This is a genomic window from Novosphingobium mississippiense, assembly GCF_044029535.1.
GTDB lineage: Bacteria > Pseudomonadota > Alphaproteobacteria > Sphingomonadales > Sphingomonadaceae > Novosphingobium.
In genome coordinates, this window is record NZ_CP147003.1 from 1,290,815 (window position 1) to 1,310,501 (window position 19,687).

Genomic DNA, 19,687 nt, shown 5'->3' on the forward strand with positions numbered 1-19,687 from the left:
AGCTGCCTTCTGCGCTTCTAGAAGCGGCGACGCTGCTAGGAGCGTCGTTAACGTCTTTGGCAGGCACCTTCACTCGCCCCCAGAAGCGCTATTGAGCGGTTTACGGCGAAATCCCTGATCATGGCTTTCAGGGTTTGTCCCGATCCTTAAAATCCCCTCGCTGCCTTAAACTGTGCGTCGAAATAGGAGGTGACACATGCCGCTGACGGTTGATGCACAGCAAGCCCGCACAATTGCTGCCGAAGCGTACATCTTCCTCTATCCGTTGGTCCTTATGGATATAACCCGCCGGGTCATGACCAACGGCGGCGCGGAGTTGATGCATGCTCCACACAATGCCCTCGTGCACGTCCCCGCTTATCCTACGGCTGAAATGCGCGAGGTAGTGCGTCCGAATTTCGATACGCTCTACTCCACCGGATGGCTCGATCTCCGGAACGAGCCTGTCATCGTTTCCGCACCAGACACGAAAGGTCGGTATTATCTCCTGCCGATGCTCGACATGTGGTCCGACGTTTTCGCAGCCCCAGGAGCCCGTACGACCGGCACCGCCGCCTACGATTTCGCGGTGGTCGGCCCGGGATGGAAAGGCGAATTGCCTCCCGAGATCGATCATATCGACGCGCCGACGCCGTTCGTCTGGTTGTTGGGCCGCACCCAGACCAACGGCCCTGCCGACTACGCGGCTGTTCATGCTGTGCAAAAAGGATATCGGGTCACGCCGCTATCCCAATGGGGCCAGTCTCCGTCGCCGCCATTGCCGCAGACCTCGCCTGACGTCGACATGACGACTGAGCCGCTGCGGCAAGTAAGCGCGATGCGCGCCGACCGCTTCTTTGCTTATGGCGCCGAACTGATGTCGGTAAATCCCCCGCATCGCACCGATTGGTCCCAACTCGCGCGGATGAAAGCCATCGGCATCAATCGAGATTTGCCTTTCGACATCGAACAGTTTGAAAGCTCGATGCGAACGGCAATCGATCAGGGCGTGGCTGATGCGCGAGAACGGATGCACGCGGATGAGGACAACCTGGGCATTCAGGTGAATGGCTGGGGAATGTTGACCGATACTATGGGTGTCTACGGCAATGCCTATATGCGCCGAGCCCTTATCGCCATGGGAGGCCTCGGTGCCAATCAGCCTGAGGACGCGATCTATCCCCCTCATGTCGCCGAGGACGGCCGGCGGCTGACAGGCGACCGTCGCTATGTCATACATTTCAGCGCGGACAAGTTGCCGCCGGCAAATGCTTTCTGGTCGATCACGATGTATGATCGACAAGGATACCAGGTGGCCAACCCATTGAACCGGTTTGCCATCGGTGACAGAGATGCGCTTACGTACAACGACGATGGCTCATTGGACATCTTCATCCAGCACGACGATCCAGGGGTCGACAGGACGTCCAATTGGTTGCCATCCCCTCCTGCAGACGAACTCCGCATCACCATGCGCCTTTATGCCCCCAGGGAGGAGGCATTGGACGGACGATGGGTGCCGCCGGTGGTCCAGGTCCGAAACTGAAATTCCTGATACTAAGGTCGACCATTCTGATCAGCAGGTTGCGACCCAATCCCTGTCGTTCCCATCCAGGCCGGTGAATGTCCTGTTTCGCCTGAGGCCGCGATTGGCGAGTTCGACGGTGGCTATGCGGCGCACCCAATCAATCAGGTGTCGACTTCCGTGTGCTGCGGTTCGTGCAGTTCGGTGCAGTGGGATTTATGCGCGTTTGTGCACGATCTCGTTAGCAACGCACCAATGACCTTCCGTTTTTTCGAGGATATCGTTGGGTGAACTCGGGCGCGTCCGGTCCATCTCCATTCGTTGCTGCATGATTCATTCTTGATTCCGCATGATTCGACTGCTACTGGCGGGCTCATGACAATCAACATTCCCTTGGCCCGGCGCGACCTCATTGCATCGAGATTGATTGCCGGCAGCCCGGTGAACTCCGGCACCCTCGCGGCCGAGTTCGGCGTTTCTGAAGACGCAATTCGGCGTGATCTTCGCGCGCTTGCTGCCGCAGGTGTGTGCCGCAGGGTTTATGGAGGGGCGCTTCCGCTTACACCTGGAACCAGTCCGGTTTCCGATCGGGCAGGTGTAGACATCGATCGAAAACGTGCACTGGCGCGCGCCGCGATGACCCTTGTCGAGCCCGGCAGCTTCATCTTTCTGGATAACGGAAGCACCAGCCTCGTCATTGCCGAGGAACTGCCCAGCGACAGCGACCTGGTCGTTGCAACGAGCTCTATCGAGATCGCTGCAGCCCTTGCTGCTCGTCGGGATATTCACATTCACATGGTGGGTGGAGACGTCGACAATGTGATTGGCGGCTCAATCGATGGAATTGCGCTGGAAGCGGTTGGCCGGCTAAATATCGACCTCTGCTTCCTGGGTGTGTGCACCCTTTCTGCCGAGGGCGGTGTGAGCGCCTTCGACGGCGCCGACGCGACATTCAAGCGCGCACTCATCGCGCGGAGCCGTCGCACCCTGGTGCTTGCCGCGAATGAGAAGATTGGCGCGCAGGCCCCCCATCGGGTCACAACCCTCGACACGGTTCTGCGGGTCATCGTCGAGCACGACGCAGCAGATATCGCCGTCGAGGATCTAAGGTCCGCCGGAGCCCGTATCCTGCGCGCCGAGCCACTCGCCTTACCTCAATCCTGACAGATCGGAAGTTTCGTGACCAAACGTGAAGCTGGATCGCGTCTCGCGACCCGGATCGCTTTCTTTGTGGCTGGCTTCGGTCTTGCCTGCTGGGCTCCTCTAGTGCCACTCGCGAAGGCCCGGTTGGCGGTGGGCGACGGATCGCTGGGTCTATTGCTGCTTTGCCTCGGCCTGGGTTCGGTACTGGCGATGCAGTTCGCAGGCCCGTTCATCTCGAAGATCGGCGCCCGTCCTATCATCATCATTGGCGGGATCGGGCAGGCAATCCTGTTGCCGTTCCTCGCTTTGGCGCCAACGATCCCGATGATGGTGGTGGCGTTGCTGCTCTTCGGTGGTTTCCTCGGTCTGATCGACGTCAGCATGAACGTCCATGCCGTGGAGGTTGAGAAGCAGTCTGCCAAGCCGCTGATGTCGGGCTTCCACGGTCTGTTCAGCGTTGGAGGGTTTGTCGGGTCGTTATTGCTGACTACGATTTTGTCAGCGCATGTCGATCCGATCACCGGGACCGTCGTAGCAGCGGTGCTGATGATCGCCTGCATGCTGGTCGCTGCGCCTCGCCTCATCGACACGCCCCAATCGGATGACACGCCCTTGTTGGTCGTGCCTCGCGGGGTCGTGGCTTTGATCGCGATACTGGCTGCGATCACTTTCCTGACGGAAGGAGCGATGCTGGATTGGAGCGCGCTTCTCCTGACTGGAAACGGTCTGCTGCCGACCGCGCAAGCCGGTATTGGCTACAGCGTCTTTGCCGTGGCGATGACGGTGGGCCGCCTCACCGGCGACGCAATTGTTGCGCGGCTTGGAGATGGACGCACGGTGTTCTGGGGGGGCGTACTTGCCATTGTCGGCTACGTCGTTCTTCTCACCGCTCCGGTCGCAGCACTGGCACTCCTCGGTTTCCTGCTGATCGGGTTCGGTGCCTCGAACACGGTTCCTGTGCTGTTTCGCCAGGCTGGCACCCAGAAGGTCATGCCAGTCGGCCTTGCTATCGCTGCCGTCACCACCGTCGGATATGCCGGTTCCTTGGCCGGCCCGGCAGGAGTGGGCTTCGCTGCCCAGGCGATTGGTCTGCCCGGCGCCTTCTGGATGCTGACGATCATGCTGCTCCTCGTTCCGCTGTGCGCCGCGACCGTGACACGCAGCGCGAAGACTGAAGCGCTCGCTTAACCCCCCTTGATTGTGAGCCCCATAATGACTGAACGCATCACTCTTTCCGCTGACGCCCTTTTGTTCGACATGGACGGGACTCTGGTGGATTCCACAGCCGTGTCCGAGCGGATTTGGCGTGCATGGTCTGCCAAGATGGGCGTCGATCCCGAGGCGGTCCTAACCTATTCGCACGGGCGCCGGACTCTCGATACGACGCGCCATTTCTCATCGACCGAGGAAATTGCAGTCGCGTCCGCTCGGGAAATCGAAGCACTCGAGATCGCGGACGAGGACGGCACTGTTCCGATCGAAGGCGCAAAAGAGCTTCTCGAAAGCCTTCCGTCCGATCGGTGGGCAGTCGTGACGTCGGCGGGGCCAAATCTCGCGGCTCACCGACTGGCCGCTGCGGGGCTGCCGATCCCAGATGTGCTGATAACGGCGAGCGACGTTGGCACCGGGAAGCCAGACCCGGAAGGCTACCTTCTTGCGGCTGCTCGTCTTGGCGCAGACCCGCAGCGATGCATCGTATTCGAAGACACGTTCGCCGGCCATGAGGCGGCTCGCAGGGGTAACATGCGTTCGTTCAATCGGCATGCGACGCCCCACAAACATGATGGTCCCGTGCTGACGTTAATGAGCTACACCTCGGTAGAATGCGCGATGGATGGATCATCGCTTTCCATCATTCTGAGCGATGAGGTTGAGCGTACTTAACCAACAAGCCTGTCAGCGAGGCAGGTGAATGACCAGTTCTGGCATTGGCCGCCATTCCGCAACGGCGTTGCAAATGGCGGCTTCGTCCCCAAACCCTGCCGTTCAGACTGACGGACGCCAGATCTCTGGGAACAGCAGGTTCTGGGAGCTGAATCCGCTTAAGGGGACCTGAATAGGCGGATTAGCAGTCTACCACTGTTCGATCTTACGGAGATGCGCGCGAAACCCTACCCCGTCGGGCGCTCTCCTGAAAACGATACGCGGCGCGACGATACAAAGACGGCACCGCGCCGTGGACGCAGTGCCGTTTTTCGCTTTCGCGGAGCCTCAGCCGTTAAGCTTGTCCTTGATCGCCTTCGCTGGCGCAAAGGTCAGCTTCTTCGAAGCCGCGATCTGGATGGTTTCGCCGGTCGAAGGATTACGGCCTTCGCGAGCCGGAGAATCCTTCACCTTGAATTTGCCGAAACCGTTCAGCGAAATCTCGTCGCCGGCAGCAGCAGCATCGGCAATCGCCGCGAAGACCGCATCGACAGCCTTCTTCGCATCGGCCTTGGTGACGCCCATCTCGGCGGCCAGCTTCTCGGCGATATCGGCATTGTTCATGAGGGTATTCTCCTGTGGTTTTCTTAAATTCCGATCGAGTGAACCCTAGCGGGCGTCCTGGAGGCCAGCAACGCCACCCGGGTAAACTTTGGGCACTTTGGGGCTCGTCGATCGTGTTTGCCCGACACACCGATGGCGCCCTCTATCCCAGCTTTTTCATCAACCGCCCGGCCGGGCCCGCCTCGGCGGGCAAGTTGCGATTGTACGCCAGCGGCATGCGCGGGCTCTTCCAGCGCAAGGCATCCATGATGCCAGCGAGATCCTCGCCGCTCGCAAACAGGTCTTGGTTCAACCCAACGCGTGTCGAATGCCCGCTGACCTGCGCGACCAGGCGCGCCAGATCGTCCTTCGTTAAATCGGGTAAGGCCCCGTTTTGAAAGGCCCGGGTGATGATCGCCCGCCAGATAGGCCCCACCGAGGCAGGGTGCAGCGCCCGCTCGCCGATCGAATACTCAGTGCGCGCCGGCACCGCCGGCTTGGGCAGAGTCTTGCGCAGATCCCAGGCCTCGCGCCCGGAGATCGTCTCCAGCTTGCGCCCGGGCTGCCGCGCGCGGGCATTGTAGCGCCGCACGATCACCCGCCGAAACAGCGGACCCGTCTCGATCTCGGCCGCCGCGGTCCATGCCGCGATCGCGCGTACCGTGCGCGGCGACAGATAGGCGGTGGCGCCCTCGCCTTCCTGGTCGCCCTTGCTGCGCGCAATCCGCAGCAACCGCGCCTCGGGATCGATCGCCGCGATGAGATCGGCCACCTGCACCGCCACCAGCTCGCGCACGCGCAGCCCGGTGTCGTAGGCCAGGCTCAGCAATGCACGGTCGCGCAGCCCCGTCAGGTCCTCGCCGCAGGCGTCGAGCAGCGCGCGAACATTGAGCCCGCGCGCCGGATCGCGCTCGATATCGCGGACCGGTCCCTTGAAGCGCAGCGGCGCGGCCTGGCGCTGGGCGACGCCCTGCTGCCGGCGGATCGCCGCGAGCCGCAGTTTGACCAGCGGGGCCTTGGTCGGATCGGAGAGGCCCAGCAACTGGTGCAGCTTGGCGATCGACGCCTTGTACCGCGACAACGACGCCGGCTTGGCACCCTCGCCGGCGCGCACGTCGAGGTAGTCGGCCACATCCTCAGGCTGCGCGGGCACCGTATAACGCTGCGTCTGCCGGCACCAGAGATCGAAGGCGGCGAGATCAGAGCGCAGCGCCAGTACCGTGTGGCGCGAGAATGCGGCAACGAAGGCATCGAGCAGCGCGGCATCGAGGGTGACCCGTTCGAACGCGCGCAAACCGGTCAGGAAACGCGGCAGATCCTCGACGACGGAGGCCGCCAGGCTCGGTGCCTTGGAGCGCGCCTCGCCGATCGCGGTAATGTCCCGGTTTTCCGCCAATTCCTGTCCTCTGCCCTCGCCACGTTCGGGCGTGTCTTCACGTATAGCGACGTTCGATATGAACACGCAATAAGGGCAATTATCACAGGTATACGTCTGACGTTATCCTAGAGAAATACCGACATCGCGAACATCTTCACTTGCACCAATGTCTATTCCTCAGATCGTGTGCCCTGGAAGTCTAAACAGCGATTTCCGAAAAAATTTGAAACTCGGGTCTCCGACCTAGTGATTGCATGGACGACTGCCCGCGGATCACTTTGACTGTAGCACCACTTATCAATCGCGCTGCTGCACGTCGCGTCGGGAGCCCACGTAGCGTACAAATATCGCCACCGAGCTGAGCACGCAGCGAGCGTGCACGCGCGGGCTCTTCCAACGCAACTGATCAATACGGCAACCAAACGCCTCACCTCAGGCGCAAAGTCATTGGCTGACGCAGCCCCGTATGAATGCCTGCTTTCCTGCTTGAGCGGGTCTCATCATCACCCTCGGCCCGGTAGCGGAAAAAATATTTCTGCATACGGGCAACACGATCGTGGACGCCCTGGCACTGTGATGGACGACGAATAGATTTACCCCATTTTGAAGCCCCTTGAAGTACAGTTCCAGCCCCCCATTGCTGTCAGATCGTCCCGTCCGACAACAGGTTCCTCATGTCCGATCCCCGCACGTGCCCTGATACGATCGCTCTTTTCAGCGCGTCTCCGGACGCCCGCCCCGCCCTTCGAGCGACTTTGTCTCTAGACGTTGGAGCCCCCCGCCATTCGGAAAATTTGACCGAAGGCCGGTCCTTACAAGTGGTCGCCAACCCGCAATCAGCTTCAAGGTTGCCAGCATGCGGAGTGGTCCATTGAACCCGCCCGAGGCTGCCGGGGATAGCGATGCTGTCCCTAAACCGGCCGAAGGACGGCACCCCCGAACCCAGGACGCGTTGGTTTGCCTTGCTCGCCTGCTTGGACGCCAGATCGCCCGCGAGTTGAACACGGCGCAACCTCCCCCTCAAAGCCATGAAAATCCCGAGATCACTAAAGCGTAGGGTGAAAGGGAGGCACGGGCGTCATGCGAGCATGACGGCCTTTCGCTGTCGGGAGTTTTTTCATGATCCGCACTGCCCTCTATGCCCGTTACTCCACCGATCGGCAAAGCCCGTCATCGATCGAAGACCAACTGCGCATTTGCCGAGAACAAGCTGCCCGCGAAGGCTGGCGAGTGGTCGCGAGCTATAAAGACGCCGCCATTTCGGGTTCAAGCGTCACACTGCGCCCAGGCATTCAGCAGTTGCTCGAGGATGCGAGGACAGGAAAGTTCGATCTTCTGCTGGCAGAAGCACTTGATCGTATCTCACGCGACCAGGCCGACATTGCCACACTCTACAAACATCTGCAGTTTGCAGGCGTAACCATCGTCACGCTCGCCGAGGGTGAAATCTCCGAACTCCATGTCGGCCTCAAGGGCACGATGAACGCGTTGTTCCTGAAGGACCTTGCGAAGAAAACCCATCGCGGACTGCGCGGCCGCGTCGAGAAGGGAAAGTCTGGGGGCGGCCTGTCCTACGGCTACGATTTGGTGAGGCGCCTTGACGCCGGTGGTGAACCAATCCGCGGCGACCGTACGATCAACTTAGTTGAAGCCGAGGTCATCCGCCGCATATTCCGTGACTATGCGAACGGCATCAGCCCTTTGGCCATAGCCAAGCGGCTCAACGCGGAAGGGATACCCGGCCCGTACGGCAAGCTCTGGGGGAACACGACATTGCGGGGACACACCAAGCGCGGCACCGGCATCCTTAACAACGAACTCTACGTCGGCCGGCTCATCTGGAATCGTCAGCGTTATCTCAAGAATCCTCAGACGGGTCGGCGCGTCTCCCGCCTCAATCCCGAATCCGAGTGGATTACAACAGAAGTACCCGAGCTGCGAATTCTCGATGACGAATTGTGGCATGCCGTGAAGGCGCGCCAAACCTCGCAGCGAATTGACTACGAAAGCGCAAACGTGGGAGCGGAACTCCAGCTGAAGCGCCGTCCAAAGTCGCTATTATCTGGCCTGCTGGTTTGCGGCACTTGCAATGGTCCAGTCGCACTGCGCGGACAGGGTCGCTTCGGGTGCTCCGCGCATCTGCATCAACGTTCGTGCACGAACGTTCGTACCATCAAACGCGAAGTCCTCGAGGCGCGCGTGCTCGAAGGTCTGCGCCACCGGTTGATGGCTCCTGAAATCGTCGCCGAAGCAGTCCATGCCTATGTCGAGGAGAGCAACCGCCTGAACCAACAGCAGCGCTCGGCAGCAACTGCCGACAAGGCGGAACTCAAGAAGGTCGTGAAGGCCATCGAGCGGCTGGTGAACATGGCAGCGGACGGTGATGCAACGCGCGGTCTGGTCGACAAGCTATTGGCGCTGGAAGCGCAGGAAGATGCCATCCGGGCGCGGATGAGCGAGGCGCCGTATGTCGCCCCGGATATCCATCCCAACATCGCCAAGTTCTACCACAAGAAAGTTGAGCGCCTGTCCGAGGCGCTTCATCATCCCTTTGAACGAGACGAGGCCGCACGCGCCATTCGCGGTCTGATCGAGCGCGTCACGCTGTTTCCCGGAGCGAATCCGGGCGAAATGACCGCCACTCTGCACGGTGAGTTCGGGGCTATTATGAAATGGGCATCGCAGCACGAAACCGCCGGAAACAAGGGCAAATCCGGATCTGTTGCTGCGCCGATGTCGGTATCGGTGGTTGCGGGGGTACGCAACCATTACAAATTGCGCCCATTCCAATACGATTTAGCGCCGCAATCAAAACATCGCACGCACGCCGAAAACCGCCGAGACGCCAGACACATCCTCACCCGCATCCTGCGCAATCCGGGCGGTTCCGCCAAGCTTACGCTCCCAATTTACGCCCACATAAGGTGCCAGCGAGCGGTTGCGTTCATAGCGAAGCCTCGCGCCCAGTTCGAGCCGCTCGAAGCCCGCTCCGACGTTTAGCGGCGGTACGTCCTGAAACGCGAAATCCACCTCGGCTTCGGGTTCGACCACCAGTGACTGGGTGATGCGCTGCGTGTAGCCCGCCTTGCCGCGTGCATGAATGTCTCCCTTGTTCGAGACGAGCAATTGACCTTGCAGTTCGAACCAGTAAGGCGCCAGCCCCTCGATGCCGACCAGCGCGTAAGTGCGCTGCGGATCCGGCCGGAAGTCCTGCCGCATGCCGAGTTGCAGGTTGAACCACGGATCGAGCGCATGGCGCCAGTAGGCACCCAGTTCAATGCGTTCGGCTCGCTCACCGAACGTACCTTCGCCCTCGCTGGCGAGCACGATCCTGTCGATATCGCCGCCGTACCAAGCCTGCCCTTCCCAGCCGAAACCATCGCCGGCGTTGCCGGTGCGGAATTCCAGCTGATCGACCTGAAGGGCGAAGGTGCTGAACTTCATCTCGTTCACCATCGCCGCACGCGAGGCCGCCATGCGATCGGGCTCGAAGAAGCGCTCGGCAGGAAAGTCTGTCGGCACCGGCGGCGGCGGGGCGTTGCCCGGCTCATCGGAGACAGTGCTTGCGGGCATGGCGTGGGCGGAGTGATCCATGCCCTTCATGTCCGGCTCGCTCATGTCCATGCCAGACATGTCCATCTGTGAATGGTCCATGCTGCCATGATCCATTCCGGCATGCTCGTCGACCTGCGGCGGTGTGGAGCCGGTCTCTTGTGCCTGCACGGCCAAAGGGGAGGTCGCCAGCAGCAGCGAGGTGAGGACCGGGAAGAACCGAGCCATCAGGCTTCTCCCTCCCGGCGCACCGTCACCACGCGCATCATTCCGGCGTGCATATGTAAAAGCATGTGACAGTGGAACGCCCAGTCGCCCTCGGCATCGGCGGTGAGATCGAACGAGGCCTTGCCGCCCGGCAGTACATTGACGGTGTGCTTGCGCGCCCGGTTCCCCGGCTCGCCGTTGACCAGTTCGAAGAAGTGGCCATGGATGTGGATCGGATGCGGCATCATCGTGTCGTTGATGAGATTGACGCGCACCCTCTCGCCCAGACGGAAAGGAATCGGCGCCGGGTTTTCCGACATCGTCTCACCGTCCATCGACCACATGTAGCGTTCCATGTTGGCGGTCAGATGCACGTCCACCTGCCGGCTCGGAACGCGCGGATCGAGATTGGGATCGTGAGAGCGCAGATCGGCATAAGTCAGTACGCGGTGATTGACGTTTTCCAGTCCGGTCGGGCGGTCGGCAAGCCGGTCCACGGGCATCGGTGAGAGCGTGGCGACGCCCGGCCCCATCTTCACGGCGGGCGCAACCGAGGGATCGCGCATCGACATCGAGTGGCCGCTCATCGAACTGTTGGCTGGCTTGCTGAGGTCGATCACGCCGCCCTCGCCCATGTCCATGCCGTCCATGTCCATGCCCATGTCGCGCATGGTGAGAACAGGCCGTTCACGCAGCTTCGGCGTTTCGGCTACGAGCCCCGCCCGCTGCGCCAGCGTTGCGCGGACGAGGCCCGAACGGTCGATAGCCTCTGCAATCACGCCGTAGCTTTCCGCCGAGCCGGGCTCGACGATGAAGTCGTAGGTCTCGGCAATGGCGATCTGCACTTCGTCGGTCTCGATCGGCTGCACGGTATTGCCGTCCGCTGCCACCACAGTCAGCGGCAGGCCGGGAATGCGGAAGTTGAAGTTCGTCATCGACGAGGCGTTGATGACGCGCAGGCGCACTTTCTCGCCGGGTGCGAACAGCCCTGTCCAGTTTTCTGCATGGCCATGCCCGTTGACGAGGAAGCTGTAGGTCGATCCGGTCACGTCCGAGATATCGGTCGCGTCCATGCGCATCTTCGCCCAGGCAAGACGGTCGGCGAGCGACTGGTCCCTACCGCCCAATAAACCCGAAAGCGTCTGGCGCTGGCGGTTGAAGTAGCCGCCCATCATCTTCAACCGGCGCATCTGCTCGTGCGGGTGCATCGGGCTCCAGTCCGACAGGACCAGCACGTGCTCGCGATCGCAGGCGATCGGATCGGGGCCAGCGGGATCGATCACGATCGGGCCGAACAGCCCCTCGGCCTCCTGCATGCCGGAATGCGAGTGATACCAGTACGTCCCCGACTGGACGAGCGGGAACTCGTACACGAAGGTCTCGCCCGGATCGATGCCGGGGAAGGAAACACCGGGCACACCGTCCATCTGGAACGGCACCAGCAGCCCGTGCCAGTGAATCGAGGTCTGTTCCTTCAGGTGGTTGGTGACGGCGATGCGCACCGTCTCGCCTTCGCGCAGGCGCAGCAGCGGCGCGGGCAGCGAGCCGTTGACGGTCACGACGTGCCCCGAGCGCCCACCGGTGGAGAAATGGCTCTCGCCGATCTGCAGCGCGATGGAATTGCCGGTCAGAACACCGGAATCTGTGTTGGCATGCGCAATGCCAGGCGTTCCGCTCCTCGCCCATGCCGGAAACACCCCCGCCAATCCGAAACTTCCGGCAAGCGCGCCACCAAGGGCAAGGAAACGCCTGCGCTGAAGCAGGGTGCGGCCGGGGGTATCGTACAATGCCATGCAGGCAATACGCGCCGCGTTTCGCTATCCCTCGGCCGGGATTATACAATGCGCGTGAGTCGATCGACCTCGCGACGATCGCCGAATTTCGCTACGGGCGAAGCGATTCGGAGAAGCGGCGATGAGCATCAAGGACCCCTGCATTGCGATTTGCCAGTTCGACGGCCGTTCGGGCTGGTGCCGTGGATGCGCCCGCACGATCGATGAAGTACGCAAATGGCGCAAGATGCAGCCCCATGGTCGCAAATCCATCGAACGCGAACTGCCCCGCCGCCTGCAGCGCCTTGCCACCCGCGATACGGACCGAACGAAAGGCTGAGCAATCCGCCAGTCCCGCAACTGATCGGCGCGCTTGCCGGGCAGAGCGCGCAGCTTTCCGGGATCGCAGATGCGCGACGACGGGCGGCGTGCTGCTGGCGACATATCGCGACATTTTAGGGATGTTTCAGAACATTGCCCGTCAGCGGCAGTTCACACTCGAAGTGGCAAGTTCAGCGCTTCGAATATGACAGGACAAGTGACATGGCTGGCAGGCTAAAGAAGGCGGGCGCATACGTGATGATGGGGGTGGTTGCGGTCGCGACGCCCCTGGCTGCCGCTTCGGCACAGGATTACCCGCCGGCCGAGGCGTCCGAGCCCTATCCGCCGCCGCCCCCTCCGCCCGGCAGCCCCTATCAGGGCCAGTATCAAGGGCAGTATCAAGGCCAATACGGGGGCCAATATCAGGAGCCTTACCAGGGGCAATATCAGGGCGATTACGGCCAGCCCTATGCCCCGCCACCGCCGGACGGCTACGCCACGACCGCGCCGCGCGGCTATGACGGCTCGCAACCGCCGCCTCCGCCGCCGGGATACCAGCAGGATCCGGCCTACGCCCAGGACATGGAGCAGGATCGCTACTACGAAGCGCATGCCGAAGACTGGGCGCAGCGCTATTGCGTGCGTTCCAGCGGCAACGCAGGCTCCGGCGCACTGATCGGCGGGCTGCTGGGCGCCCTGCTGGGATCGAGTGTCGCCGGCCGACACGATCGCGGCGCAGGGGCTGTCGTCGGCGGTGCCATGGGCGCCGTTGGCGGCGCGGCCGTAGGCAGTGCCAGCACCGGCGCGACCAGTCCGGGGTGCCCGCCGGGCTACGTCGTGCGTAACGATGCGCCGACCTTCTATTACGAAGGGTACAGCACGCCGTACTACTATGCCGCGCCGGCCTGGTATCGCCCGTGGATCTTCATCGACAACCGCTGGACCTACCGCCCCTATCCCTATCGCACGTGGTACTATCGCCACTACAGCTACGGCCGGCCGGGATATGGTTATCCGCATGGCCATTGGGGCGGCTATCGCGGCCACTACGGCTACCGCCGGCACTGACCGGACGGCATAAGATCGCAGTCGGGCCCGAGATCGTTTCCAGTCTCGGGCCCGGCCTTCAAAAACGCCGCCGTCCTCAAGCGCGAGTTCGGCGCGCAGTCCTATTGCTCAGCCAGGTGCGCCAATTTCTGCCGGGCGCGATAGATGCGCGTTTCCACCGCCTTGCGGCTGATCCTCAGGATCGCCGCCGCCTCGTCCTGCGGCATTCCTTCCAGCGCGCAGAGCAGCAACGGCTCCTTCAGCGCATCGGGCAGCGCGGCGATCGCCGCGTGAATACGCGCTACCTCGTGCCGAGAGGCCAGCGCCTGCTCCGGATCGTGCCCCGCGTCGGCGATATGGGCAGCGTGCTCCATGGGCAGCGCGAAGGCGAAGAAGCGCCGCACTTTGCGCCGCCGCGCCCAATCGTGGCACTTGTTGAGCGCGATGCGCAGGATCCAGCCCCGAAACGGCCGCGCCGGATCGTAGCGAGGCAGCGCCAGGAACGCCGCTACGAAGCTCTCCTGCGTCACGTCCAGCGCGTCCGCCTCGTTGCCCAGATGGCCCCGTACCATGCGGAACACGGCATCGCGGTGGGCGTCCATCAGCGCGGAAAAGCCCGCCTGCCGCCCGGCAAGCGCCGCCGCGACCGCTGCGGTCTCGTCCAGTTCCGGCGGGGCCACGCCGGTTCAGTCCTGCGGCTTGGTCAGGGCCTCGGCGACGGCCTTGTCGAAGCGTGAGGTCTGGTCCGGGCGCAGAACCGCGCGCATCGCGAAGACGTGCTGGAGCGTCGCCTTCTGCAATTCGCCCATCGCCACGTGCGACCGGTCGACCGCCTTTTCCACATCTGGACCATAGGCATGTTCGTGCTCGATGGCGCGGGCCAGATCGGCATTGGCGGCGTGCAATTCGCCTTCAAGCTGGCTGCGGCGCGCGGCAAAGCCTTGTTCCAGAACGTCTATCTGCCGCTTCTGCCCGGCATCGAGATCGAGTTCGCGATGCAGCAGGACATGGATGCGGCTTTCTTCCGGCTCATCCGCGCGCAGTTTCTGGCCGACCCAAAGCGCACCTAAAGCGACCAGAAAGGCGGCTAGGGCGACCAGAACATAGCGATAGGCGTACCGCACCGATCAGGACGCCAGCAGATGCGAAGGCGCCGCCGCCGGCGTGCCCAGCAACGGTTCGCCATGGCCGTGATCGCGTGCGGAGAGTGAGCCCGGCATCGCCAGACCACCCCACAGGCCGACCACCGCCGCCACGCTGCATGCCAGCACCAGCCCGCGCTTCGCCACCATGCGCTCACGCCCGGAAGCGATGCCGGCCATGACCGCGCCGTCGATCCCGCCCAAAGCACCGGGTAGCGGCTCTCCGCGCAGCAGCGCAATCATCTGATCCACTTCGTTCATCGGCTGGTTCCCGTCTGCCAACTGTCCTGATCCGCCTGTCACTCGCCGATACGCGCCGGCGCGCCGTATCCCTCGGGCCTGTGACGGAAAAATTCGTCCGCCTCGCCAAGGGATGGCGTGCCGCCCTGCGTATGGGTTCCTGCAAGTCCGGGCAAGCTGGTTCGCCCGGACCACGGAACCGGAGCTTCCCCCATGCGCCTCTCTGCCCTTGCCGCCGCCATCCTTGCGGTCGCCGCCGTCCCCTCTGTCGCGCTGGCTCATCCCAAGCTGGTGAACGCCACGCCCGCCGCCAATTCGGCGGTCACCAAGCCCACCTCCATCGCGCTGACCTTCTCCGAAGACCTTGTCGCGCCGCTTTCGGGCATCGACCTGGTGATGACCGCGATGCCCGGCATGGCGGACCACAAGCCGATGCCGATCAAGGGCATCACCGCCAAGGCCAGCGGCAAGACCCTGACCGTCGCCCTGCCCCGCCCGCTGCCGACCGGCACCTACCAGCTGACCTGGCACGCCGTCGCCGCCGACCAGCACCGCGTCGAGGGCAGCTACAGCTTCGCCGTCCGCTGATCGCTTGGAAAACGGCGCCCTCATCGCCGCTCCCGTAGTCGCCGCGCGCTGCGTCAGTTATGCGCTGATGCTGGCGGTGGCGGGGGTGCCGTTTCATGCCCTGATCGACCGGCGCGCGCGGTTCGCCGCCAGCGCCCGCGCCATGCTTGCCGCCATGGCCGCCGGTGCGCTGGCGGCATCGCTGTGGTGGGCCGTGGCGGATGTCGCGGCGATGGTGGACATGCCGCTGGCCCAACTCGGCCGCCAGACCTTCGCCGCCGTGATCGGCGCCACACCGCTGGCCACGGTACTGACGGTTCGCACCGTGGCGCTCTTCCTGCTGTTTGCCGCCATCGCATTCCGCCCAAGTCCGCGTTGGCTCGCTCCGCCGGCCCTGATCGCGCTGGCAAGCGCGGCATGGACCGGTCATGCCGGAGCGGGCAGCGCGATGCTGCCCATGAGCGACATCCTGCACCTTGGCGCCGCCGCGCTATGGCTCGGCGCGATGCTGGCCTTCCTTGCCGCCATGTTCCGCAAGAACGCACAAGACGAGGTCATCCGCAGCCTTGCCGCCTTTGCCCGCACCGGCACGATCGTGGTCGCGGTGCTGTTCGCGACCGGCACCGCCAATGCATGGCTGATCAGCGATGGCAGCCTTCCTTCCGGCCCATGGCCCCGGCTGATCGCCGTGAAAGTGGCCCTGTTCCTGACGATGCTGGGCTGTGCTGCGCGCAACCGCTGGCACCTGGTCCCCGCATTGGCGGCGGGAAAGCCGCGCGCCGCGCGCCGCTTGTCGCGCTCGCTCATGCTGGAAACGGCCTGCGCCGTGACCATCGTGCTGGTGGTTGCCGTGGCCGGGCAACTCGATCCGCACGGCTGACGCGGGTCGCGTCGCTCAGGACAGCAGACGGTGCGCGGCCAGCGGTGAGGCCCCATCCGCCGAAGCTGGGCACTGAGCAGCCTTGCTGCGGAACGTCAGGCCGGGTAAGCCGCATCGAAACAAAGGTTTCGGGACACGAGAACTGGCGAAAGGCATCACAAGGCAGGTTCTCGACCGTGTCAACGCCTCGATAATCCCATTTCATTGGCGCGAAGCCGCGCTTTGCGTTCCGGCAATCCCAGTTCTGATCTTGGGCGGATATGGCCTGCAAGCCGTCTCCGGTGGCGTTGTCGCTGCAGGTGCAGCGTTTGCCGTCGGCTTTGGCGCGGCGCGCGAATTGAGAGGCCGCCGTTGGGCCGCAATGCTTGGTGCCTGGGTCGGAATGTCGATGGCGGCGTTCCTTGGGACCCTGCTCGGACCGCATACGGCAGCCTTCGTACTTTGCGCGGCGATGGCTGCGGCAGGATGTGCCGCGCTGGCCCTTTATGACGAAGACCTGTGGTGGGTGATCCTGCAGATCGTCATCATTTTCTTCGTTGCCGGCTTCTACGGCGGACCACTGGAAAGCGCCGTTGGCCGAACGGGTATGGTCGCGATCGGTGGCGCCGTGCAATTAGCGGCCGTGTGGTGCCTCGCGCGGTTGTATCCGAAGGCAGCCCAGGCGATCCTCCAAAGTGCGATAACGCAAGTCCGGGATCGTGCCTTGCTGATTGCGCACATGGTCAGAGCTGGCCTGTGTGTGGGAGGCGGTATCCTCCTAGTAAACCGCTTCGGCCTCGATCACGGCTACTGGGCCCCGATGACCGCGCTGATCGTCCTGAAACCTCGCCTGCATGAGACACGGGCGCGGGGGATGGCGAGATTGGGGGGCACGATCGGGGGAGGACTAGTGGCAACGCTCTTCGCGATGCTGGCGAGCGACCGGCCACTGCTGCTGGTTGCGGGGATCAGCGTGGCTGCGGGCGCGGCCTTTGCCCTGCAAAAGGCCCACTATGCGGTTTTGACGGCTTGCATCACCGCGACCGTCGTCTTGATGGTAACGCTGGCTCAGCCAACGCCCTTGCTGAATGCTGAGCATCGTTTCCTCGCAACGCTGCTGGGCGGTGTACTTGCGTTGGTCGTCGCCTGGCTCGTCCCGCATTCCATCGCAAATATGTATGCCAGGTCTGATCGAGTGGGGGCAGAGACCGGCGGATCGTAAGAATTGGTATCCGGCGCATTGGACGCTAAAGCGTTTTCTAATCAGGTGGAATCACCTGATGACTCGGAAAACGCGGCAAACCAGGATCTTAGAGCAGTTTATCCGATGCAATCGGATCGGAAACTGCTCTAGACGGCTCAGGCACGGCCGACGGCGAGCGTTGGCCACAGGAGAGCGAAGTCCAAGATGAGCTGGTACGCGAGGCAGGAAAGCTGGCAGGCCCAAAACAGCGATGCTCGTGATGAAGCCGATATCGACTACTCGCGGGTAATCCATTCGGCCTCGTTCCGGCGCCTGCAAGGCAAGACGCAGATTCTCAATCTGGGGGACAGCGATTTCTACCGGACCCGGCTCACCCATTCGCTTGAGGTGGCCCAGATTGCGGGAGGAATTGCCCGGCAGTTCAGGAAGGATTTTCCTGACCATCCGGCGATTGCCCATCTGCCCGAACACAGTCTCATGCAGGCAATCGGCAACACGCATGACCTGGGGCATCCCCCGTTCGGGCATGGCGGCGAAGTGGCGCTCAATTATTGCATGCGCGAGGCGGGCGGTTTTGAAGGGAATGGGCAGACATTGCGTATCCTTTCAAAGCTCGAGCAATTTTCGGCCGGCGCCGGCGCAAACCTCATGCGGCGTACCTTGCTTGGCGTGCTGAAGTATCCGGTTCCCTATTCGCAGGCCTACAATCCGGCTTGTCCGCCCCGCCTGAATGGCCGGACCACGGCAATCAGCATCATCGACCGTGCGGCATCCAAGCCGCCCAAATGCTACCTCGATACCGAACGTGATGTCGTGCAATGCGTGCTCGAGCGGCTTTCCAGCGCGGATCGCGAGAGGTTTACGGCCCTGCGAACCCAAGGCGGGAAGCACCACCAGGCCGTCCATAAATCCTTCGATTGCAGCATCATGGACGTGGCCGACGACATCGGTTTCGGCGTGCACGACCTTGAAGATGCCCTGGCGCTGCGGCTTGTCGATGAGAGCACCTTCCGGATGCTTGTCCCGGAGGAAAGCTGCGCTTCGTTCTTGTCCTATCTCAAGCAGAAATACCCGCAGGAGTCCGAGAACAACGTCTACGAACGTTTGATCGCGATGCTGTTTGGCGACAGCGGCGAGCGGAAGCGCTGCATCGGCCGGATGGTCGGCCACTTGATCACGCATTGCGAGATCGAAACCCATGACGAATTCGACGAACCCATGATCCGGTTCCGGGCCGGGATGCAATCCGGCCCAAAGGCGTTCCTGGAAGCGCTGAAGGACGCGGTCTATCGCGCCGTCATTCAAAGCGCTGGCGTTCAGCAACTTGAATTCAAGGGCCAGAAGATGGTGGTGTCGGTGTTCGAGGCGTTGGCATCCGAGCCAGAGCTTCTGCTGCCGGCGGATCAACTGGCGAGGGTTCGCCACGGCGAGGATGTTCCCCGCGTCATCTGCGACTACATCGCGAGCATGACCGACGGGGCTTACTCAAAGCGTACGACCGACTGTTCAGTCCGCGGATGGGGTCGATTTTCGATCAGTTTTGAACGGCGCATCCACCTTGAAGTCCATGATGGCGCCTTACCCGGCGCCATCATTCAATAGAGAACGCGCTGAGCAAACGTGATTGCCGCTTTAAGACCATCCGGCGCAATACTGTGGCCTTCACCGTGCGAAATATGCGTCTCGACAGGTACGCCCGCCCCTTCGAGTGCAACCGCGGCCAGCTGCATGGAGCGGAACGGGACGACATCGTCTTCGCTGCCATGGATGAGCAGGGTCGGCGGGCGGCTTTGGATTTCGGCTTCCAAGCGTTCGGGCGCGACGAGCATGCCAGATATGCCCACGATGCCGGCCGGGCTGGCAGGACGGCGCAGTCCGGCGTGCAGCGCGAGCATCGCACCCTGGCTGAAGCCGATCAGCAGCAGGCGTGAACTGTCCAGGCCCGCTGCTTCCAGTTCCGCGGTGAGGAAGGCATCGAAATCCCGCCTGGCCATCTCGGCACCGATCGATCGTTCGGCCATCGAGAATTCTTCGATTGGCCACCACTGATACGCTGCCGCCATGAATGGAAGCTCTCCGGGGGCGTCTGGAGCGACGAATGCGGCGCCTGGTAGCGAAGGTTGCATCATTGCGCCGAGCGAAATGAGGTCTTCCCCGTTCGATCCATAACCATGAACGAAGACGATGAGCGCGTCAGGCTTGGAACCGGACAGGGGCGCTAGGCGTGGGCCATCAAGCGACATAGGCATCCTTATCTATCCGGCACCGCTGGTCGTGCCATTTGC

Annotated in this window: 17 protein-coding genes and 2 pseudogenes; 11 read left to right on the plus strand and 8 right to left on the minus strand. The window is 62.6% G+C overall.

Annotation, left to right across the window (positions count from 1 at the left end; translation table 11 throughout):
* Positions 1–196 precede the first annotated feature (196 nt).
* The 4 genes from WBP06_RS24190 (at position 197) to WBP06_RS24205 (ending at position 4,531) form a co-directional block, all read left to right on the plus strand.
* Positions 197–1,525: a DUF1254 domain-containing protein gene (locus WBP06_RS24190; protein ID WP_395334755.1), complete on the plus strand. Its 1,329-nt coding sequence runs from the start codon at positions 197–199 to the stop codon at positions 1,523–1,525.
* 354 nt (positions 1,526–1,879) lie between these two features.
* Positions 1,880–2,668 carry a DeoR/GlpR family DNA-binding transcription regulator gene (locus WBP06_RS24195; RefSeq protein ID WP_395334757.1) on the plus strand — a complete coding sequence of 263 codons (789 nt, stop codon included), beginning with the start codon at positions 1,880–1,882 and terminating at the stop codon, positions 2,666–2,668.
* A 15-nt stretch (positions 2,669–2,683) separates the two neighbouring features.
* The gene (locus tag WBP06_RS24200) at positions 2,684–3,835 is read left to right on the plus strand and encodes an MFS transporter (RefSeq protein ID WP_395334759.1); all 1,152 of its coding nucleotides are present in this window, start codon (positions 2,684–2,686) and stop codon (positions 3,833–3,835) included.
* A 24-nt stretch (positions 3,836–3,859) separates the two neighbouring features.
* Complete coding sequence (locus WBP06_RS24205; protein WP_395334761.1) at positions 3,860–4,531, plus strand: HAD-IA family hydrolase; 672 nt, start codon at positions 3,860–3,862, stop codon at positions 4,529–4,531.
* Positions 4,532–4,858: 327 nt separating this feature from the next.
* Here the strand turns inward: WBP06_RS24205 and WBP06_RS24210 are convergent.
* A pseudogene (locus WBP06_RS24210) lies at positions 4,859–5,140 on the minus strand (HU family DNA-binding protein); the annotation flags it as partial.
* A 136-nt stretch (positions 5,141–5,276) separates the two neighbouring features.
* Positions 5,277–6,428: a tyrosine-type recombinase/integrase gene (locus tag WBP06_RS24215; protein ID WP_395337571.1), complete on the minus strand. Its 1,152-nt coding sequence runs from the start codon at positions 6,426–6,428 to the stop codon at positions 5,277–5,279.
* A 1,182-nt stretch (positions 6,429–7,610) separates the two neighbouring features.
* Between WBP06_RS24215 and WBP06_RS24220 the strand changes: the two are divergent.
* A pseudogene (locus WBP06_RS24220) lies at positions 7,611–8,696 on the plus strand (recombinase family protein); the annotation flags it as partial.
* 603 nt (positions 8,697–9,299) lie between these two features.
* On the opposite strand, the gene WBP06_RS24225 reads toward WBP06_RS24220, so the two are convergent.
* Entirely contained in the window at positions 9,300–10,271 is a 972-nt protein-coding gene (locus tag WBP06_RS24225; protein WP_395334763.1) for a copper resistance protein B, read from the minus strand.
* Positions 10,271–12,043: a copper resistance system multicopper oxidase gene (locus WBP06_RS24230; RefSeq protein ID WP_395334765.1), complete on the minus strand. Its 1,773-nt coding sequence runs from the start codon at positions 12,041–12,043 to the stop codon at positions 10,271–10,273. Before WBP06_RS24230 ends, WBP06_RS24225 begins: the two co-directional genes overlap by 1 nt.
* A 121-nt stretch (positions 12,044–12,164) precedes the next feature.
* Between WBP06_RS24230 and WBP06_RS24235 the strand changes: the two genes are divergently transcribed.
* Both WBP06_RS24235 and WBP06_RS24240 read left to right on the plus strand, forming a co-directional pair.
* Positions 12,165–12,362, plus strand: a complete 198-nt coding sequence (locus tag WBP06_RS24235; RefSeq protein WP_395334767.1) for a DUF1289 domain-containing protein — start codon at positions 12,165–12,167, stop codon at positions 12,360–12,362.
* A 203-nt stretch (positions 12,363–12,565) separates the two neighbouring features.
* Positions 12,566–13,411, plus strand: coding sequence for a glycine zipper 2TM domain-containing protein (locus WBP06_RS24240; protein WP_395334769.1), 846 nt, complete (start codon positions 12,566–12,568; stop codon positions 13,409–13,411).
* Between the two features lie 101 nt (positions 13,412–13,512).
* Here WBP06_RS24240 and WBP06_RS24245 read toward each other — a convergent pair whose 3' ends face one another.
* Genes WBP06_RS24245 through WBP06_RS24255 form a run of 3 tightly spaced genes read right to left on the minus strand, consistent with a single transcriptional unit; the run spans position 13,513 to position 14,793 of the window.
* Positions 13,513–14,070, minus strand: coding sequence for an RNA polymerase sigma factor (locus tag WBP06_RS24245; protein ID WP_395334771.1), 558 nt, complete (start codon positions 14,068–14,070; stop codon positions 13,513–13,515).
* 6 nt (positions 14,071–14,076) lie between these two features.
* Entirely contained in the window at positions 14,077–14,514 is a 438-nt protein-coding gene (locus tag WBP06_RS24250) for a periplasmic heavy metal sensor (RefSeq protein WP_395334773.1), read from the minus strand.
* 3 nt (positions 14,515–14,517) lie between these two features.
* The gene (locus WBP06_RS24255) at positions 14,518–14,793 is read right to left on the minus strand and encodes a hypothetical protein (protein ID WP_395334775.1); all 276 of its coding nucleotides are present in this window, start codon (positions 14,791–14,793) and stop codon (positions 14,518–14,520) included.
* Between the two features lie 192 nt (positions 14,794–14,985).
* Here WBP06_RS24255 and copC point away from each other — a divergent pair, with 192 nt between their 5' ends.
* From copC to WBP06_RS24275, 4 genes are all read left to right on the plus strand, one after another.
* A complete protein-coding gene (copC, locus tag WBP06_RS24260) occupies positions 14,986–15,360 on the plus strand; it encodes a copper homeostasis periplasmic binding protein CopC (protein ID WP_395334778.1) in 375 nt (124 codons plus the stop codon).
* 4 nt (positions 15,361–15,364) lie between these two features.
* Positions 15,365–16,219, plus strand: coding sequence for a CopD family protein (locus WBP06_RS24265; RefSeq protein ID WP_395334780.1), 855 nt, complete (start codon positions 15,365–15,367; stop codon positions 16,217–16,219).
* A gap of 82 nt (positions 16,220–16,301) precedes the next feature.
* Positions 16,302–17,420: an FUSC family protein gene (locus WBP06_RS24270; protein ID WP_395334783.1), complete on the plus strand. Its 1,119-nt coding sequence runs from the start codon at positions 16,302–16,304 to the stop codon at positions 17,418–17,420.
* 186 nt (positions 17,421–17,606) lie between these two features.
* Positions 17,607–19,004, plus strand: a complete 1,398-nt coding sequence (locus tag WBP06_RS24275; protein WP_395334785.1) for an anti-phage deoxyguanosine triphosphatase — start codon at positions 17,607–17,609, stop codon at positions 19,002–19,004.
* Here WBP06_RS24275 and WBP06_RS24280 read toward each other — a convergent pair.
* On the minus strand, positions 18,998–19,651 hold the full coding sequence (locus tag WBP06_RS24280; protein WP_395334787.1) for an alpha/beta hydrolase: 654 nt from the start codon (positions 19,649–19,651) through the stop codon (positions 18,998–19,000). The genes WBP06_RS24275 and WBP06_RS24280 overlap by 7 nt on opposite strands.
* Positions 19,652–19,687 lie beyond the last annotated feature (36 nt).

Bases quoted from the DNA above. Each gene is read 5' to 3' on its own strand.
- WBP06_RS24230 (WP_395334765.1), bottom strand. From the start codon at position 12,043: ATGGCATTGTACGATACCCCCGGCCGCACCCTGCTTCAGCGCAGGCGT.
- WBP06_RS24275 (WP_395334785.1), top strand. From the start codon at position 17,607: ATGAGCTGGTACGCGAGGCAGGAAAGCTGGCAGGCCCAAAACAGCGAT.
- WBP06_RS24195 (WP_395334757.1), top strand. From the start codon at position 1,880: ATGACAATCAACATTCCCTTGGCCCGGCGCGACCTCATTGCATCGAGA.
- WBP06_RS24240 (WP_395334769.1), top strand. From the start codon at position 12,566: ATGGCTGGCAGGCTAAAGAAGGCGGGCGCATACGTGATGATGGGGGTG.
- WBP06_RS24225 (WP_395334763.1), bottom strand. From the start codon at position 10,271: ATGGCTCGGTTCTTCCCGGTCCTCACCTCGCTGCTGCTGGCGACCTCC.
- WBP06_RS24235 (WP_395334767.1), top strand. From the start codon at position 12,165: ATGAGCATCAAGGACCCCTGCATTGCGATTTGCCAGTTCGACGGCCGT.
- WBP06_RS24190 (WP_395334755.1), top strand. From the start codon at position 197: ATGCCGCTGACGGTTGATGCACAGCAAGCCCGCACAATTGCTGCCGAA.
- copC (WP_395334778.1), top strand. From the start codon at position 14,986: ATGCGCCTCTCTGCCCTTGCCGCCGCCATCCTTGCGGTCGCCGCCGTC.
- WBP06_RS24205 (WP_395334761.1), top strand. From the start codon at position 3,860: ATGACTGAACGCATCACTCTTTCCGCTGACGCCCTTTTGTTCGACATG.
- WBP06_RS24255 (WP_395334775.1), bottom strand. From the start codon at position 14,793: ATGAACGAAGTGGATCAGATGATTGCGCTGCTGCGCGGAGAGCCGCTA.
- WBP06_RS24280 (WP_395334787.1), bottom strand. From the start codon at position 19,651: ATGCCTATGTCGCTTGATGGCCCACGCCTAGCGCCCCTGTCCGGTTCC.